This window comes from Pseudoduganella chitinolytica, from assembly GCF_029028125.1.
Classification (GTDB): domain Bacteria; phylum Pseudomonadota; class Gammaproteobacteria; order Burkholderiales; family Burkholderiaceae_D; genus Rugamonas; species Rugamonas chitinolytica.
Window position 1 is genome coordinate 4,532,983 of the sequence record NZ_CP119083.1, and the last position, 17,323, is coordinate 4,550,305.

At 60.3% G+C, this 17,323-nt stretch carries 11 protein-coding genes, 2 tRNA genes and 3 rRNA genes; 2 read left to right on the forward strand and 14 right to left on the reverse strand.

Going from position 1 to position 17,323, the window contains the following annotated elements; translation table 11 throughout:
• Positions 1-80: 80 nt before the first annotated feature.
• From PX653_RS20115 to PX653_RS20125, 3 genes are all read right to left on the reverse strand, one after another.
• Positions 81-1,778: a long-chain fatty acid--CoA ligase gene (locus tag PX653_RS20115; protein WP_277414508.1), complete on the reverse strand. Its 1,698-nt coding sequence runs from the start codon at positions 1,776-1,778 to the stop codon at positions 81-83.
• A gap of 303 nt (positions 1,779-2,081) precedes the next feature.
• On the reverse strand, positions 2,082-3,212 hold the full coding sequence (locus PX653_RS20120) for an aminopeptidase (RefSeq protein ID WP_371876359.1): 1,131 nt from the start codon (positions 3,210-3,212) through the stop codon (positions 2,082-2,084).
• A 9-nt stretch (positions 3,213-3,221) separates the two neighbouring features.
• Positions 3,222-5,297, reverse strand: coding sequence for a molybdopterin-containing oxidoreductase family protein (locus PX653_RS20125; RefSeq protein ID WP_277414509.1), 2,076 nt, complete (start codon positions 5,295-5,297; stop codon positions 3,222-3,224).
• Between the two features lie 157 nt (positions 5,298-5,454).
• Between PX653_RS20125 and PX653_RS20130 the strand changes: the two genes are divergently transcribed.
• A complete protein-coding gene (locus tag PX653_RS20130) occupies positions 5,455-6,648 on the forward strand; it encodes a M20 aminoacylase family protein (protein WP_277414510.1) in 1,194 nt (397 codons plus the stop codon).
• 12 nt (positions 6,649-6,660) lie between these two features.
• Here the strand turns inward: PX653_RS20130 and PX653_RS20135 are convergent, their stop codons facing one another.
• On the reverse strand, positions 6,661-7,563 hold the full coding sequence (locus PX653_RS20135) for an NAD(P)-dependent oxidoreductase (RefSeq protein WP_277414511.1): 903 nt from the start codon (positions 7,561-7,563) through the stop codon (positions 6,661-6,663).
• A gap of 137 nt (positions 7,564-7,700) precedes the next feature.
• Between PX653_RS20135 and PX653_RS20140 the strand changes: the two genes are divergently transcribed.
• The gene (locus tag PX653_RS20140; protein WP_277414512.1) at positions 7,701-8,249 is read left to right on the forward strand and encodes an acyloxyacyl hydrolase; all 549 of its coding nucleotides are present in this window, start codon (positions 7,701-7,703) and stop codon (positions 8,247-8,249) included.
• A 47-nt stretch (positions 8,250-8,296) separates the two neighbouring features.
• Here the strand turns inward: PX653_RS20140 and PX653_RS20145 are convergent, their stop codons facing one another.
• From PX653_RS20145 to PX653_RS20190, 10 genes are all read right to left on the reverse strand, one after another.
• Complete coding sequence (locus tag PX653_RS20145) at positions 8,297-9,064, reverse strand: spondin domain-containing protein (protein WP_277414513.1); 768 nt, start codon at positions 9,062-9,064, stop codon at positions 8,297-8,299.
• A gap of 12 nt (positions 9,065-9,076) precedes the next feature.
• Complete coding sequence (locus PX653_RS20150) at positions 9,077-9,355, reverse strand: hypothetical protein (RefSeq protein WP_277414514.1); 279 nt, start codon at positions 9,353-9,355, stop codon at positions 9,077-9,079.
• Between the two features lie 112 nt (positions 9,356-9,467).
• Positions 9,468-10,103, reverse strand: coding sequence for an NrsF family protein (locus tag PX653_RS20155; RefSeq protein ID WP_277414515.1), 636 nt, complete (start codon positions 10,101-10,103; stop codon positions 9,468-9,470).
• Positions 10,100-10,681 (reverse strand): sigma-70 family RNA polymerase sigma factor, encoded by a 582-nt coding sequence (locus PX653_RS20160; RefSeq protein WP_307730762.1) that lies wholly within the window; start codon positions 10,679-10,681, stop codon positions 10,100-10,102. The genes PX653_RS20155 and PX653_RS20160 overlap by 4 nt, the downstream gene beginning before the upstream one ends.
• A gap of 381 nt (positions 10,682-11,062) precedes the next feature.
• Positions 11,063-11,175 (reverse strand): 5S ribosomal RNA (gene rrf / locus PX653_RS20165).
• 122 nt (positions 11,176-11,297) lie between these two features.
• Positions 11,298-14,170 (reverse strand): 23S ribosomal RNA (locus tag PX653_RS20170).
• 184 nt (positions 14,171-14,354) lie between these two features.
• A tRNA-Ala gene (locus PX653_RS20175) sits at positions 14,355-14,430 on the reverse strand.
• Between the two features lie 16 nt (positions 14,431-14,446).
• Positions 14,447-14,523, reverse strand: a tRNA-Ile gene (locus tag PX653_RS20180).
• Between the two features lie 106 nt (positions 14,524-14,629).
• Positions 14,630-16,160, reverse strand: a 16S ribosomal RNA gene (locus PX653_RS20185).
• Together the 16S, 23S and 5S rRNA genes with 2 tRNA genes alongside form the textbook arrangement of a ribosomal RNA operon.
• A gap of 396 nt (positions 16,161-16,556) precedes the next feature.
• Positions 16,557-17,318, reverse strand: a complete 762-nt coding sequence (locus PX653_RS20190) for a YfaP family protein (protein ID WP_277414517.1) — start codon at positions 17,316-17,318, stop codon at positions 16,557-16,559.
• Positions 17,319-17,323: the final 5 nt, after the last annotated feature.

Here is a 17,323-nt window from a genome sequence, read left to right on the forward strand (position 1 = left end):
CTTCTTTCGTCTATCTGCGCAAACATAAAAGCCGCCTGTCAGCCAGGCGGCTTTCACGCTTGCCGCTCCGGGTGACGGGATTATGCCGCCTTCTTGGCGCCGGCCGTCATCTCGTCGCGCAGGGCGCGGCGCAGGATCTTGCCGACATTGGTTTTCGGGAGTTCGTCGCGGAACTCGATGTACTTCGGTTTCTTGTAGCCGGTCAGGTTTTCCTTGCAATAGGCCATCAGCGTGTCGATCGTCAGGTTCGGGTCCTTGCGCACGACGAACAGCTTCACGGCTTCGCCCGAATGCTCGTCCGGCACGCCGATGCACGCGCATTCCAGCACGCCCGGATGCGCCGCGACCACCGCTTCCAGCTCGTTCGGATACACGTTGAAGCCCGAGACCAGGATCATGTCCTTCTTGCGGTCGACGATCTTGGTATAGCCCCGCTCGTCCATGATGCCCACGTCGCCCGACTTGAAGTAGCCGTCGGCCGTCATGACCTTGGCCGTTTCCTCGGGACGGTTCCAGTAGCCCTTCATCACCTGCGGGCCGCGGATCGCGATCTCGCCCGGCTGGCCCAGCGGGACTTCGTTGCCGTCGTCGTCCAGGATGGCGATCTCGGTGGACGGCATCGGCAGGCCGATCGTGCCGGTAAACGCCGTGCTGTCGGAGCGGTTGCAGGTGGCCACCGGCGACGTCTCCGACAGGCCGTAGCCCTCGATGATCGACACACCCGTCGCGGCCAGCCATTTGTCGTTGACGGCCTGCTGCACGGCCATGCCGCCGCCGTTGGCCATCTTCAGCCCGGAGAAGTCCAGGTGCTGGAAGCCGGGGTGGTTGACCAGCGCGTTGTACAGCGTGTTCACGGCCGGCAGGATGTTGAACTTGTACTTGCCCAGCTCGCGGATCAGGCCGGGGATGTCGCGCGGGTTCGGGATCAGGATGTTCAGCGCGCCCATGCGGATGCCCCACATGGCGCACGCCGTCAGCGCGAAGATGTGATACAGCGGCAGCGCGCACACGATGGACATTTCCTCGACGCGCGGCTCCTTCTGCACGCCAGGTTGCGACCACGCCTCCGATTGCAGCACGTTGGCGATGATGTTCTTGTGCGTCAGCGTGGCGCCTTTCGCCACGCCGGTGGTGCCGCCCGTGTACTGCAGGAAGGCGATGTCTTCATGGCCCAGCTCGACGGGTGTCAGCTTCATCGCGGACGCATGGTTCAGCGCGGCCTTGAAGCGCACGGCGTTCGGCAAGGAATAGGCGGGCACCATCTTCTTGACGTTGCGCACGACGAAGTTGACGATCCCCCCCTTCAGGCCGCCCAGCATCTCGCCCATGCTGGCGACGATGACGTGCTTGACCGCCGTGCGCGGCAGCACCTGCTCCAGCGTGTGGGCGAAGTTTTCCAGGATGACGATGGCTTCGGCGCCCGCGTCGGTCAGCTGGTGCTCCAGCTCGCGCGGCGTGTACAGCGGATTGACGTTGACGACCGTGTAGCCGGCGCGCAGCACCGCGGCGATGGCGATCGGGTACTGCAGCACGTTGGGCATCATCAGCGCGACGCGCGCGCCTGGCTTCATGCCGCGGCTTTGCAGCCAGGCGCCCAGGCGCTTCGAGTAGGCGTCCAGTTCCGCGTACGTGATGGCCTTGTCCATGCAGACGAAGGCCTTGCGGCTGCCGTACTTCTGGAATGCGTCTTCCAGCAGATGTACCAGCGAACGGTACTGACTTGGATCGATCTCGGCAGGAACGCCGGGCGGGTACGACTTCAACCAGATTTTTTCCATGCTGTGCCCTCGTGTCTCGATATTATCGTTGGGAGGTCGTCCGCCCTGGTGCCACCCGCCCGGCCCATGGGGTCGAACCGGACTGCGCCCTGGCTATGCGAACCTGCCTCTTTATACAGCTGATTGCTGAACGCCGGCAGCACGGCACCGGCTGAACCCGTCATGTCCGCAGCCTGCGTCGAAAAAACGAACGCTCGTACTATCTGCGCAATAAGATGCTATCGGCCCGCAGTCGCCGATGCAAGCGCTTTTTTGCGCGCAAAAGGCGGCATTTGCCGCCCTTCCTGTTTTGCGACGCAACAATCAGCGCCCGCCGATCGTCTCCGGTTGTTTCTCCGCCAGCACGGTTGGCGCCGGCTGCGCGGTCTGGCTTGCGAGCTGAACCAATCGCTCATGCCGTTCGACCGAGGGCAGATTACTCATCCGCTGCACCGCAGCATAGAACTGCTTGAAGTTTTTTTCCTTTGCCAGCAGGGCGCGAAAACCTGGCAATAAATCGTTATAAGTAGCAACAGCAGCAAGGTGGGCGTTGGTCAGCTTCTCGGAGAAGTAGCGGTCGTAGCCGGCATAGCCGCCCCAGTTCGCTTTCAGTACCTTGTATTCCTCGTGCAGGGCCGCGAAGATACGTGCCTTCTCCTCGCGCTTCTTCTTTACGCTGGCCTTGCTGGCATACAGGTCGGCGAGCATCTGGCGATGCTTGACCAGCAACGCGAGGAAATCCTTGCGCCGCGTGCTGTAGCGTACATAGGCTTCACGCATCGCCTCGTTGCCGTACAGCTCGAGCCAGCGCTCCACGCCGGCCTCCTCGACCGCGGTGGCGAACGCTTCGTTGAAACGGGAGTCGCCCGCGATGTAGACGACCTGGTGCGCCAGCTCGTGGAACACCATGCGCGCCAGCTCGGCATCGGAATAGTTGATGAAGGTGGACAGCAGCGGATCGCTGAACCAGCCCAGCGTGGAATAGGCGGGCACCCCACCCACTTGCACGTCGTCGCCTTCCGCGCGCAGTTCCTCCGCGTAGGCCATCGCGTCTTCCTTGTTGTAGTAGCCGCGGTAGGCCACGCAGCCGGCGATCGGGAAGCACCACTGGATGGGACGCAGCGACAGTTCGGGCGTCGCGACGACGTTCCACAGCACGAAGGGACGGTTCAGGGCGGCGTAGTTCTTGTAGCTGGCGTTGTCCGGCAGGCCCAGTTCCCTGACGGCGAAGCGGCGGATGAACAGGGCCTTTTCCAGGCGCGCGCGCAGCTTCGGATCGGTGGCGGGATCGCCCAGCCAGTCCTCGACGGGACGGGAGTCAGACCACAGCGAGTACTGGCCCTGGGCGGCCTGGAAGTAATACTTGAACTGTGCACAACCGGCCAGCATTGCCGCGCAAGTCACCCCCACCACGAGGTCGCGGGCACGTGTTTTCAAATAGGCAAACTGGCGCATACATCAGGCTCACAGGACTTTCTCCACCTGAACGAGTGTATCGTAAAACGTCGGCGCGCGGCCCATGTCGGTCAGGCGCTGGCTGGTCACTTCGTTGGCGTTCTTGCCATCGCGCGCCAGCTTCTTCCACCAGATCGACAGGCCCACGACGAGGCCTTTGCGGGCCTTGTCGGTAACCCTGGCCTTGCATACGAACGAGCCACGATCATTGAAGATGCGCACCATATCGCCGTGGTTGATACCACGTGTTGTCGCATCGTCAGGGTGGATGTCGAGGTGCGGCTCGCCTTCCGTCGCACGCAGGCTTTGCACGTTGACAAAAGTCGAGTTCAGGAAGTTGCGGGCCGGCGGAGATATCATCGCAAGCGGGTACTTTGCCGCCAGATCGGGGGTACTTGCTGCAGATTCGTAGTTCGGGATGTAGGCCGGCAGGGGGTCCAGGCCGTCCGCCGCCATGCTCGCCGAAAAGAATTCGCATTTTCCCGAAGGTGTGGGGAAATTGCCGCAGGCAAATGGTGCATCCGGCATGTTCAGCTTCTGCCAGCCCTTCTGCTTCAACGCATCCCAGTCGAAATGCATGGCACGCACGTCATCGCTGCGAAACGCCTGCGCTGCCAATTCGTCGTCGGTCTCGGCAAAGCACGGATCGTCGAAGCCCATGCGGCGCGCCAGCAGCCGGAAGATCTCCGTGTTCGGCTTGGCTTCGCCCAGCGGCGCGATGGCGGCATTATTGGCCATCATGTACAGGTGGCCATAGGCCAGGTGTGCATCCGTGTGCTCCAGCTGCGTGGTGGCCGGCAGCACGATGTCGGCGTAATCCACGCTGTCGGTCTGGAAGTGTTCCAGCACCACCGTGAACAGGTCTTCCCGGGCAAAGCCGGCCGCCACCTTGGACGAATCCGGTGCGATCGCCAGCGGGTTGGCGTTGTAGACGATGACCGCTTCCACCTGCGGGCCGAACTCGGGCGAAGCGGGCCGCAGCAGGTCGTCGCCGATCGTCGTCATGTTGATCGTGCGCGGCTGTTTTTTCAACAGGTCGGTACGCTGCAGCCACGGCTTGTTGCTGGGGAAGGAGCCGGACGTCGACAGTTGCACGCCACCGGCCGGGTGGCGCCAGGCGCCCACCAGCGCGGGCAGGCAGGCGATATTGCGCACTGCCATGCCGCCGCCGCGCACGCGCTGCACGCCGTAGTTGACGCGGATGGCGGCCGGCTCGCCCGCCCTGGCGGTCTCGCCGTACAGGCGGGCCAGCTCGGTGACCTCGGCCGCGGTGATGCCGCACACGTCGGCCGTGCGCTCCGGCGTCCACTCGGCGGCGCGTTCCTTCAGTTGCTCGTAGCCCAGGGTGTAGCGCTCGATGTAGTCGTCATCGACCAGGCCATCGCGGATCAGCACGTGCATCATGCCCAGCGCGAGCGCCGCATCGGTGCCCGGCAAGAGGGCGATATGCAGATGGCACTTCTCGGCCGTCAGCGAGCGGTAGGGATCGATGGCGACCAGCTTGGCGCCGCGCCGCTTGGCTTCCTGCGCGCGCATCCAGAAGTGCAGGTTCGACGCGATCGGATTGCCGCCCCAGATCAGGATCAGTTTGGCGTTCTGGAACTGCTCCATGTCGGTGCCGATGGAGCCGCCGATCGTGTACTTGTAGCCGGTCGCGCCGGCCATCGCGCAGATGGTGCGGTCCAGCAAGGAGGCGCCGATGCGATTGAAGAAACGCATGGACATCGATTCCCCCTGCAGCAGGCCCATCGTGCCGCAATAGCTGTACGGCAGGATCGCTTCGGGCCGCTGTTCGGCCAGCGGCTTCAGGCGGGCGGCGATGGTGTCGAGCGCCTCGTCCCAGCTGATGCGCTCGAACTTGCCCTCGCCCTTGGCGCCGACGCGGCGCAGCGGATACAGCAAACGGTCCGGCGAGTAGGTGCGCTCGGCATAGCGCGACACCTTGGTGCACAGCACGCCGGCGGTGGTGGGATGGTCGGGATCGCCCTTGATTTCAGTGGCGACACCGTCCTCGACGGTCACGAGGATGGCGCAGGTATCGGGGCAGTCGTGCGGACAGGCGGCACGCACTTGGGTGGTGGTCATGGGATCGGCAGGAAAATTGCAGGCAAGCCGCTATCGTAAACCATTCCACGCGATGCGGCAGCGGCTGGCCTCCCCTGCACGCAAAGGCTACAATGACCGAACCGCTGCTGGCGACGCGCCCTACCCGGGCGCATGAGAATAAAACCTGGAGAGGCAGATGAAACTCGTCGAACCCATCATTGCGTTTCAATCCGAGCTGCAGCAGATCCGCCGCGACCTGCATGCCCACCCCGAGCTGTGCTACGAGGAAGTGCGCACGGCCGACGCCGTGGCCGCCAAGCTGACGGAGTGGGGCATCCCCGTCGTCCGTGGCCTGGGCCTGACCGGCGTCGTCGGGATCGTCAAGAACGGCAGCTCCAACCGCGCCATCGGGCTGCGCGCCGACATGGATGCGTTGCCGATGCAGGAGGTAAACACCTTCGCCCATGCGTCGCGCCACCCCGGCAAGATGCACGCCTGCGGCCACGACGGCCACACGGCCATGCTGCTGGGCGCCGCCTACCACCTGGCGCGCCAGCGCGACTTCGACGGCACCGTCTACCTGGTCTTCCAGCCGGCCGAGGAAGGCGGCGCCGGCGCGCGCCGCATGATCGAGGACGGCCTGTTCGAGCGCTTCCCCATGGATGCGATCTACGGCATGCACAACTGGCCCGGCTACGCGGCCGGCACGATGAACGTGTGCACGGGCCCGATGATGGGCTCCTCGAACGAGTTCCACGTCACCGTCAAGGGCAAGGGTGCGCATGCGGCCCAGCCGCACAACGGCATCGACCCCGTCATGGTCGCCGTGCAGATCGCGCAGGCATGGCAGACCATCGTCACGCGCAACAAGAGCCCGCTGGATACCGCCGTGCTGTCGATCACGCAGATTCACGCCGGCAGTGCCACCAACGTGATTCCGGACACGGCGCAGCTGGTGGGCACCGTGCGCACGTTCTCGACCGCCGTGCTGGACATGATCGAGCGCCGCATGGAAACGCTGGCGCAAGGCATCGCGGCCGGCTTCGAGGCCGAAATCGACTTCACCTTCAAGCGCAATTACCCGCCGCTCGTCAACCACGCGGCCGAGACGGCATTTGCCGTCGACGTCATGAAGGAAGTGGTGGGCGAAGAGCGCGTCAATGCCCACGTCGAGCCCACGATGGGCGCCGAGGACTTTGCCTTCTTCCTGCAGGAGAAGCCGGGCTGCTACATCTTCATCGGCAACGGCGAGGGCGACCACCGCGACGGTGGACATGGCCTGGGCCCGTGCGTGCTGCACAACGGCAGCTACGACTTCAACGACAACCTGCTGCCCGTCGGCGCCAGCTTCTGGGTGCGCCTGGTCGAGCGGGCCTTGCCGCTGCGCTGATCGCGCAGCCGGTCAAGGCAACCGGTCCGGCACATCGCCCACGCGCTGGCCGGGATTGAGCCGCTCCAGTGCCAGCAGCGCGGCCGCATGGTCGGCCTGCGGGTACACGTCCCGGATCGATTCGTAGCGCGCCGTCACCAGGCTGGTGACGGGCAGCGCGACGCCGGCCGCCGCCGCCGCGGCCAGGATGTTGTGCATGTCCTTCAGCTGCGTCGTCACCTGCCCGCCCGGGATGAAATTACGCTCCAGCATGCGCTGGCCATGCACGTCCAGGATGCGGCTTTCGGCAAAGCCGCCCCGGATCGCCGCGCGCACCGCCGCGGGATCGGCACCGGCCGCCTGGGCCAGCAGCAGCGCTTCGGCAACAATATTGATGGTGCCACCCACGATCAGCTGGTTGCACAGCTTTGCCACCTGTCCCGCCCCGGCCGGGCCGACGCGGGTGACGCGTCCCAGCGCCTCCAGCGCGGGGCGGGCCTGCTCGATATCGGCTGCGCTGCCACCCGCCATGATGGCCAGTGTACCGGCCTGGGCGCCACCAACGCCGCCGGACACGGGCGCGTCCACGAAGCGGCAGCCTGCGGCCTGCAGCCGGGCGTGGAACGCCTGGGCTTCGGCCTGCTGCGTCGAGCTCATGTCGATCCACAGCGTGCCCGCGCGCAGGGCGGGCAGCGCGGCCGTGAGCACTTCGCCCACGACCGGCCCTGCCTCCAGCATCGTGATGACGAGGTCCGCATCGCGCACGGCGTCCGCCAGCAGCGGCACGGGAACGGCCCCGCTGTCGGCCAGTGCCTCGGCCTTGCTGACGGTGCGGTTCCACGCATGCACGGGCAACTGGGCCGCACGTAAACGGCGCACCATCGGCTCACCCATCAGCCCAATACCGAGAAACGCGATTTTCGAAAACAATGGCATGACGTTGCACTCCGTAGGTCGACGATTGCCTCGATTCTAACAATTGCGGAGCGGGCGGAAAGAATTTGCCAGAATGGGTACAATATTTGGATTGCCTTATCGCTACAGATAAGGCGCCACCACTTGAGAGAACCAATATGAAGAAAATCATCGCGGCGGTGACCGCCCTGATGGCCGCGCAGGCGGCATGTGCCGCTGACGGCAAGCTGGTCGATACGGCGTACGGAGAATTCGGCTCCGCGTCGAAAGTGCGCATGGTGCGCCTGGGCGCGACGCAGGACTGGAAACCCAGCTGGAGCTGGTTCGAGTCGAACGGTACGCACCTGACGGGTTACTGGGACGCCAGCATCGGCGCCTGGGAACTGCGCCAGTACAAGAACATACCAGGCAACAAGTCGCACATCGTCGACATCGGCTTCACGCCCGTATTCCGCTTCGAGAACGTCAACAAGCTGGGCCTGTACGCGGAAATCGGCATCGGCGCGCACCTGCTGTCGCACCACTACGACAACAACGACGACGGCCTGTCCACGGCATTCCAGTTCGGCGACCATATCGGTATCGGCTACGTCTTCAACAAGAACTGGGAAATCGCCCTGAAGATGCAGCATTTCTCCAACGGCAGCATCAAGAAGCCGAACAGCGGCGTCGATTATGGCGTGATCAAGCTGGCTTATCGCTTCTGAACGCTGCGCACTGACTGAAGCAGGCCCGCCGCGCGCGGGCCTTTTCTTTACCGAACCGTCAAGGTCACGCGCGCGACGGGATTCATCCACCGGTACATCGTCTGCTCGAGCACACTGTCGGCGCCGGCCGCACCGCCGAGTATGCCGCGGTGCACGTGCACGTAGCCCTCGACGCGGGCATTGGCAAACCCCGGTGCATCCGAATAGATGCCGACGCCGTTCAGGAACGCCGGCAGTCCCATGCCGGGTTGCCCGATGCCCGGGCCGGCTGCGCGGGCTTCGTCATTGGCCTCCGTGCCGGCATCGTATGCGCTCAGTGTGTAGGTGTAGTAGCCCGGTTGCGTCGGGATCTCGATGGCGTTCAGTCCGATAAAGCCATCGTTCGTCGGCACCAGCATGGCAAGCACGGACAGGCGGCTGTTGTGCGTGCCCTTGCCGCGCTGCAGATGCGCCGTGGCCGAGCCGCCCGGTTTCAGTGGGCCGTTGGCCGGGTTCAGGGCGATCGACGCCGCCGTCGGCAAACTCTCTGCCAGCGGTGCGATGTCGCCGATCTCCGCGATCGACTGCAGCGCCACGGATGCCGGCCGCCCCTCCGTAAAGGCCTTGAAGCCGGCCGGGTGCGCCGCCACGAGGATCGGCGCAAACCACGTGCCATGGGTCAGGTTGGTGACGGTGACGGTCAGGGTGCCGCTGCGGTCGACGTCGGCTTTGTCCTCGGGGCTGCTTTGTGCCTGCGCGGGGGACGCGATGGTGACCATCGTGGCAATGGCAACAGCGAGCGTGCTGGCGCGGACGGTGTAGGAAGCGATGGGCATGATGTCCTCCGCTCAGCGGTTCGTTACGGCGGGTTGCATTGGCATTGCCTTGCCCATGACCTCGTGCGGCATGGCCTTCATCGCCGCGTCGTCCTCCTTCATCGCTTTGCGCTTCATCGCGTCGTGACGCATCGGCTTATTCTTCATGGCGTGCTTCTGCTCCATTTTCTGCTCCATCTTCTGCTCCATCTTCGGCTCCATGGGCATTGGCTCCTTCTTGCCCATGTCTTGCGCGCGGACGGTAGCGACGGCGAGCAGGCAGGAGAGTGCGACGGCGATCGATTTGTTCATGACGTTCCTCTGTAGGTTAGGCCGGTAGCGGCGGGCGTTGGCTTGCCAACGCCCACGTATTCGCTCGCGTGGCCGCGGTGGTTACAGGGGAAGCAAAAAAAATGTGCGTGGCTTACCAGGCCAGCAGGCGCGGGCCTGCCAGGGCGCCGAGCGCGGTCGGTATCAGGATGCCGAGCGTGTACCAGGACGCCACGAACGGCGGTGCCAGTTCGGGACAATGGAGGCAGTAAAGCAAGGCAGCGAGCGCGCCTGACGCAAAGCCGGCGATGGCGCCTGCCAGGCGCAGGCGCGTCGGCGCAAAACGGCGCATGCGATACACGACCGCAGCGAAGATCGGTAGCGACAGCAGTGCGATCAGCACGGGGCAGGTGCGCCAGGTCTGTCCCCAGAACTGCACCGACCGTTCGACGGCATCCGCATCCGCCACCGTCGCGATGACTCCGCAGGCCATCAGCACTACCGGCACAGCCAGCAGCCATGGCAGCGCATGAAAGCGTGCCGCTGGAATGGCCGCGATACGGGCGGCGGCAAAACCGATGAGGGCAAGGCCGCCCACGAAGGCGCACTTCAACCAGAACAGGCTGTTGGTGGTCAATGCGCCCAGGTTGGGCCGCACACCAAGCACGGCGATGACGAAGCACCCATTGAGAAGCACAACGGCGGCCAGCGGCAGCGCAAGGGTGAGCGGTGACGGACGGCGGATCGCCGTGTCGGTGGCAAGGCTGGCAATCAGGTCGTCGGTGTTCATCGCAGGTTCCGTAATTTGCCGGCTAGTGTCTTCAGGCCGCGGTGCACGGCCACCTTGACGCTGGCTTCCGAGATGCTGAGCGCTGTCGCCGTCTCGCGCACCGACCAGCCGTCGAGCTTTGTGTGCGTAATCGCCGCACGCTGCTGCTCGGACAGCAGCGCAAGGGCCTTGTCCAGCTCGCGACGGGCGTCGGCAGCCTCGATATCGCCGCTGGCAAAGAGCTCGTCCTCGTCGTCGAGCGGGACGTTCAATGCATCCTGGCGTGCATGCCGGCGCAACCAGTCTATCAGCTTGTAGCGGGTAATCGCATACAGCCATGACGTCAGCGGCGCCGATACGTCATAGGTATGGCGCTGGTGATGGATCGCCAGCAGCGCCTCCTGCACCAGGTCTTCCACTTCATCCGGCCAACGCCCCATGCGCCGACGCAGGAAACCACGCAAATGCGGCGCGACGGCGCGCAGAAAACCCTGACACGCAACCTGGTTGCCTGCCATGCTCTCCAGCATCAATGCCTTGAGCTGCCGTTCGGTAGCTTGCAATGCTTCTTGGACGGGGGCTCGCTGCACTGTAATCACCGGTGGATGGGACCATTCAATGATAGCGGATTTGCAACTGCAGGGGATGGGATGCTGGGGCGGCTCCAGGTCAGCGAGCCAGGGGCTAAATCTGAAACCCGTGACCAGGAACTGGGGTCAGACCCGCCGGGTCTGCCCCTAATGCCGCTAAGTTAAGCGCACGGTCGCCGGGTTAGGGTCTGCCGGGCCGCCGTATCGCCGGACCGCCCAAAAAACGGGACAGACCCCAAGCCTTGAGGCTGTTGTACGGATATCAGAATCTCTTAACTTAGCGGCATTAGGGTCTGACCCCGGCTCTCCTCGAGCGTCCTGCTGCGGCACGCAAACGGAAATGAAAAAACCCCCGCCAGATCACTGGACGGGGGTTTGTTCGGTATAACAGCCTGACGATAACCTACTTTCACACTGGTTGCAGCACTATCATCGGCGCAAAGTCGTTTCACGGTCCTGTTCGGGATGGGAAGGGGTGGGGCCGACTTGCTATGGTCATCAGGCATGACTTGTACGTAGTCTCGTTCCCGACAGGGCAACGCGACTACTAATCTGGAAGAAGTAAGGTTGGGTAGTTCTCGTAAATCTCAAACACAGGCAAATGCTCTGTAACCGTCAAGGTTATAGGGACAAGCCGTACGGGCAATTAGTATCAGTTAGCTTAATGCATTACTGCACTTCCACACCTGACCTATCAACGTCCTGGTCTCGAACGACCCTTCAAGGAGCTCAAGGCTCCGGGAAATCTCATCTTAAGGCAAGTTTCCCGCTTAGATGCTTTCAGCGGTTATCTCTTCCGAACTTAGCTACCCGGCAATGCCACTGGCGTGACAACCGGTACACCAGAGGTTCGTCCACTCCGGTCCTCTCGTACTAGGAGCAGCCCCCTTCAAATTTCCAACGCCCACGGCAGATAGGGACCAAACTGTCTCACGACGTTTTAAACCCAGCTCACGTACCACTTTAAATGGCGAACAGCCATACCCTTGGGACCGGCTACAGCCCCAGGATGTGATGAGCCGACATCGAGGTGCCAAACTCCCCCGTCGATATGAACTCTTGGGAGGAATCAGCCTGTTATCCCCAGAGTACCTTTTATCCGTTGAGCGATGGCCCTTCCATACAGAACCACCGGATCACTATGTCCTACTTTCGTACCTGCTCGACTTGTCGGTCTCGCAGTTAAGCACGCTTATGCCATTGCACTATTAGCACGATGTCCGACCGTACCTAGCGTACCTTCGAACTCCTCCGTTACACTTTAGGAGGAGACCGCCCCAGTCAAACTGCCTACCATGCACTGTCCCCGATCCGGATTACGGACCAAGGTTAGAACCTCAAACAAACCAGGGTGGTATTTCAAGGTTGGCTCCACGAGAACTGGCGTCCCCGCTTCAAAGCCTCCCACCTATCCTACACAGATTGGTTCAAAGTCCAATGCAAAGCTACAGTAAAGGTTCATGGGGTCTTTCCGTCTAGCCGCGGGTAGATTGCATCATCACAAACACTTCAACTTCGCTGAGTCTCGGGAGGAGACAGTGTGGCCATCGTTACGCCATTCGTGCAGGTCGGAACTTACCCGACAAGGAATTTCGCTACCTTAGGACCGTTATAGTTACGGCCGCCGTTTACTGGGACTTCAATCAAGAGCTTGCACCCCATCATTTAATCTTCCAGCACCGGGCAGGCGTCACACCCTATACGTCCACTTTCGTGTTTGCAGAGTGCTGTGTTTTTATTAAACAGTCGCAGCCACCAGTTTATTGCAACCCTTTCGCCCTATCACAGTAAAGTGACCAAGCTACCGGGGCGTACCTTTTCCCGAAGTTACGGTACCAATTTGCCGAGTTCCTTCTCCCGAGTTCTCTCAAGCGCCTTAGAATACTCATCTCGCCCACCTGTGTCGGTTTGCGGTACGGTCTCGTATGACTGAAGCTTAGAGGCTTTTCTTGGAACCACTTCCGATTGCTTCGCGAACAAGTTCGCTCGTCCCGATCCCTTGAATTCCGCGCCCGGATTTGCCTAAGCGCCTTCTATGAACCAGAAACTGACTATTCCAACAGTCAGACAACCTTCCGCGATCCGTCCCCCCATCGCATCATACGACGGTGCAGGAATATTAACCTGCTTCCCATCAGCTACGCATCTCTGCCTCGCCTTAGGGGCCGACTCACCCTGCTCCGATGAACGTTGAACAGGAAACCTTGGGCTTACGGCGTGCGGGCTTTTCACCCGCATTATCGCTACTCATGTCAGCATTCGCACTTCTGATACCTCCAGCATCCTTTACAAGACACCTTCGCAGGCTTACAGAACGCTCTCCTACCATATCCTTACGGATATCCGCAGCTTCGGTGACTGGCTTAGCCCCGTTACATCTTCCGCGCAGGACGACTCGATCAGTGAGCTATTACGCTTTCTTTAAATGATGGCTGCTTCTAAGCCAACATCCTGACTGTTTTAGCCTTCCCACTTCGTTTTCCACTTAGCCAATCTTTGGGACCTTAGCTGGCGGTCTGGGTTGTTTCCCTCTTGACGCCGGACGTTAGCACCCGACGTCTGTCTCCCAAGCTCGCACTCATCGGTATTCGGAGTTTGCAATGGTTTGGTAAGTCGCGATGACCCCCTAGCCATAACAGTGCTCTACCCCCGATGGTGATACTTGAGGCACTACCTAAATAGTTTTCGGAGAGAACCAGCTATTTCCAAGTTTGTTTAGCCTTTCACCCCTACCCACAGCTCATCCCCTAATTTTTCAACATTAGTGGGTTCGGTCCTCCAGTGCGTGTTACCGCACCTTCAACCTGGCCATGGGTAGATCACTTGGTTTCGGGTCTACACCCAGCAACTAGCGCCCTGTTCGGACTCGATTTCTCTGCGGCTCCCCTATATGGTTAACCTCGCTACTGAATGTAAGTCGCTGACCCATTATACAAAAGGTACGCCGTCACGGAACAAGTCCGCTCCGACTGTTTGTATGCACACGGTTTCAGGATCTATTTCACTCCCCTCCCGGGGTTCTTTTCGCCTTTCCCTCACGGTACTGGTTCACTATCGGTCGATTACGAGTATTTAGCCTTGGAGGATGGTCCCCCCATATTCAGACAGGATTTCTCGTGTCCCGCCCTACTTGTCGTACGCTTAGTACCACCGGTCTGATTTCGTGTACGGGGCTATCACCCGCTATGGCGCCTATTTCCAGAGGCTTCCACTATCAGTCCGACTATCACGTACAGGCTCTTCCCATTTCGCTCGCCACTACTTTGGGAATCTCGGTTGATTTATTTTCCTGCAGCTACTTAGATGTTTCAGTTCGCCGCGTTCGCCTCACACACCTATGTATTCAGTGAGTGATACCCTAAAAGGGTGGGTTTCCCCATTCGGAAATCTACGGATCAAAGCTCGTTTGTCAGCTCCCCGTAGCTTATCGCAGACTACTACGTCCTTCGTCGCCTGTAATCGCCAAGGCATCCACCATGTGCACTTATTCACTTGTCCCTATAACCTTGACGGCTATCGGTTCAAGCATTTACTACTGTGTTTGATGAGTTTTACTACTACCCTAAGTGTGCGATGTCTCGCACGCTTAATAAAACTTTACTTCTTCCAGATTGTTAAAGAGCGAAACAGCAGTAGTCTCTAAAAGACTAAACGTAAATTTCGGAACTTACGTTTAAACTTTTGGTGGAGGATGACGGGATCGAACCGACGACCCCCTGCTTGCAAAGCAGGTGCTCTCCCAGCTGAGCTAATCCCCCATGGGGTGCGATACGATGGTGGGTCTGGTTGGGCTCGAACCAACGACCCCCGCGTTATCAACACGGTGCTCTAACCAGCTGAGCTACAGACCCGCTTAGTTGATACCATATATCAGCGGTGCTACTGTTTCTTCTTCATTCGACAGTCGATAAGTGTGAGCGTTTGATGCACGATCTTTACGATCCGTGCCAACTCTAGAAAGGAGGTGATCCAGCCGCACCTTCCGATACGGCTACCTTGTTACGACTTCACCCCAGTCACGAATCCTACCGTGGTAAGCGCCCTCCTTGCGGTTAAGCTACCTACTTCTGGTAAAACCCGCTCCCATGGTGTGACGGGCGGTGTGTACAAGACCCGGGAACGTATTCACCGCGACATGCTGATCCGCGATTACTAGCGATTCCAACTTCATGCAGTCGAGTTGCAGACTACAATCCGGACTACGATACACTTTCTGGGATTAGCTCCCCCTCGCGGGTTGGCGGCCCTCTGTATGTACCATTGTATGACGTGTGAAGCCCTACCCATAAGGGCCATGAGGACTTGACGTCATCCCCACCTTCCTCCGGTTTGTCACCGGCAGTCTCATTAGAGTGCCCTTTCGTAGCAACTAATGACAAGGGTTGCGCTCGTTGCGGGACTTAACCCAACATCTCACGACACGAGCTGACGACAGCCATGCAGCACCTGTGTGCAGGTTCTCTTTCGAGCACTCCCCGATCTCTCGAGGATTCCTGCCATGTCAAGGGTAGGTAAGGTTTTTCGCGTTGCATCGAATTAATCCACATCATCCACCGCTTGTGCGGGTCCCCGTCAATTCCTTTGAGTTTTAATCTTGCGACCGTACTCCCCAGGCGGTCTACTTCACGCGTTAGCTGCGTTACCAAGTCAATTAAGACCCGACAACTAGTAGACATCGTTTAGGGCGTGGACTACCAGGGTATCTAATCCTGTTTGCTCCCCACGCTTTCGTGCATGAGCGTCAGTTTTGACCCAGGGGGCTGCCTTCGCCATCGGTGTTCCTCCACATCTCTACGCATTTCACTGCTACACGTGGAATTCTACCCCCCTCTGCCAAACTCTAGCCTTGCAGTCTCCATCGCCATTCCCAGGTTAAGCCCGGGGATTTCACGACAGACTTACAAAACCGCCTGCGCACGCTTTACGCCCAGTAATTCCGATTAACGCTTGCACCCTACGTATTACCGCGGCTGCTGGCACGTAGTTAGCCGGTGCTTATTCTTCAGGTACCGTCATTAGATGCAGATATTAGCCACACCCGTTTCTTCCCTGACAAAAGAGCTTTACAACCCGAAGGCCTTCTTCACTCACGCGGCATTGCTGGATCAGGCTTGCGCCCATTGTCCAAAATTCCCCACTGCTGCCTCCCGTAGGAGTCTGGACCGTGTCTCAGTTCCAGTGTGGCTGGTCGTCCTCTCAGACCAGCTACTGATCGTCGCCTTGGTGAGCCTTTACCTCACCAACTAGCTAATCAGATATCGGCCGCTCCAGGAGCACAAGGCCTTGCGGTCCCCTGCTTTCATCCATAGATCGTATGCGGTATTAGCGTAACTTTCGCTACGTTATCCCCCACTCTTGGGTACGTTCCGATATATTACTCACCCGTTCGCCACTCGTCAGCGGAGCAAGCTCCCTGTTACCGTTCGACTTGCATGTGTAAAGCATGCCGCCAGCGTTCAATCTGAGCCAGGATCAAACTCTTCAGTTCAATCTCTGTTTTATGTCATTGCTGACATGGTCACTCACTCAAGAATCTGACGTTCCTCTTGCGAGGTCACGTTTAATTACTTGTGTAAGCGTTTGATGCTATATATTTTGAGTATCGGGACCGAAGCCCCGGGCACACTCACATCAAACGCCCACACTTATCGACTGTTGATTGTTAAAGAATTCTGCCCTCAGGCGTTTGCTGCGTTCGGCGACAAAGCGTTGTGTTTGTCAGCAGCAGAGAGATGAGATTATGCGGTGTTTCATGCAGCTCGTCAACCCCTTCGATGTCGGCGCCGGAGGCGCTTTCATCACTGTCGCATCGTTTCGTTTTCACGTCTACGCTGCGGCAGGGACAGAACTATAGCAAAGCCACTGCCGGGTGACAAGCCCCTCGTTACGGAAACACGAACGATTTCACGAGCGTCAGCTCGCCGGCCGCACGCATCGGTACACGGAACACCTGCTGCTTCTCGCGCGGCGTATTCTCGTTGGTGATAATCGCCACTTGTGCGATCGTTAATATGGACGAATCGGCACCACTGCCGAAGTAATTCACGTAGACGTGGTAATTGCCCTTCGGCGGGGCGGCGCTGGAGAATATCTCCGGGCCGTATCCCGTCGTCACATCCACGTCGAGCGCGCCACCGTCGCCCGTTACGCGATTGCCGTACCAGGCATGACCGCCTTCCGGCGTGATCACATGCAGGTCGAGGTCCGTGCCCGGACTGTCCCACGACAGCACCACGCGCAGGCGCGCCTGCGTCTTGCCCGCATGGTTATCGTAGAACTGGGCGCGGGAACGTCCCTTGCCATCCGGCGCACGCACTTCGACGCCGTTCGATCCATTACCGAAACCATATGGGCGCCCATAGCGGCCGTTTTCATCCAGTTCCAGCGGCATTGCCACGCCATTGACGACCAGCGTGGCCGGCTTGCCTTTCGGCGCGCCGGCGATGCGACCGCGGATCTGCGCCGTCTCGCTCTGACCCGGCTGCAGGTTGACGGAGCTGGCGGGATAGTTGACCTCCTGCGAATAGGTCTCGCGGGCACCGGCCGAATTGCGCCAGCCGGACTTGGGCGACTCGATCGTCACCTGGGCGCTCGCCAGCGCGGGAACAAGGGCGGCAGCCAGCAGGCCGATTGTATTAAGCTTCATGACAC

Bases quoted from the DNA above. Each gene is read 5' to 3' on its own strand.
- PX653_RS20130 (WP_277414510.1), top strand. From the start codon at position 5,455: ATGAAACTCGTCGAACCCATCATTGCGTTTCAATCCGAGCTGCAGCAG.
- PX653_RS20120 (WP_371876359.1), bottom strand. From the start codon at position 3,212: ATGCGCCAGTTTGCCTATTTGAAAACACGTGCCCGCGACCTCGTGGTG.
- PX653_RS20115 (WP_277414508.1), bottom strand. From the start codon at position 1,778: ATGGAAAAAATCTGGTTGAAGTCGTACCCGCCCGGCGTTCCTGCCGAG.
- PX653_RS20145 (WP_277414513.1), bottom strand. From the start codon at position 9,064: ATGCCCATCGCTTCCTACACCGTCCGCGCCAGCACGCTCGCTGTTGCC.
- PX653_RS20125 (WP_277414509.1), bottom strand. From the start codon at position 5,297: ATGACCACCACCCAAGTGCGTGCCGCCTGTCCGCACGACTGCCCCGAT.
- PX653_RS20150 (WP_277414514.1), bottom strand. From the start codon at position 9,355: ATGAACAAATCGATCGCCGTCGCACTCTCCTGCCTGCTCGCCGTCGCT.
- PX653_RS20140 (WP_277414512.1), top strand. From the start codon at position 7,701: ATGAAGAAAATCATCGCGGCGGTGACCGCCCTGATGGCCGCGCAGGCG.
- PX653_RS20155 (WP_277414515.1), bottom strand. From the start codon at position 10,103: ATGAACACCGACGACCTGATTGCCAGCCTTGCCACCGACACGGCGATC.
- PX653_RS20190 (WP_277414517.1), bottom strand. From the start codon at position 17,318: ATGAAGCTTAATACAATCGGCCTGCTGGCTGCCGCCCTTGTTCCCGCG.
- PX653_RS20135 (WP_277414511.1), bottom strand. From the start codon at position 7,563: ATGCCATTGTTTTCGAAAATCGCGTTTCTCGGTATTGGGCTGATGGGT.